Below are 223 nucleotides of genomic sequence, written 5' to 3' on the forward strand. Positions count from 1 at the left end.
TTCCTTCAGCACAGTTCTCTCAAGCGCCTTGGTATACTCTACCTGTCCACCTGTGTCGGTTTCGGGTACGGTCTTAGCGTGGGAGCTATTTCCAGGAACACCTTCACCGCATCTCCAATCCAATAAGGAGATACGATACACGGCATCCGTCACTACCCACTGGCCGGGGAATATTAACCCCGTTCCCATCGACTACGCCTTTCGGCCTCGCCTTAGGGGCCGG

At 55.2% G+C, this 223-nt stretch carries 1 rRNA gene; it reads right to left on the minus strand.

Features of this window, described 5'->3' with window-relative positions:
* Nucleotides 1–223: ribosomal RNA gene (locus AC3CB2_RS23510) — 23S ribosomal RNA — on the minus strand; the annotation flags it as partial.

The organism is Pseudovibrio sp. SCP20 (assembly GCF_057774105.1).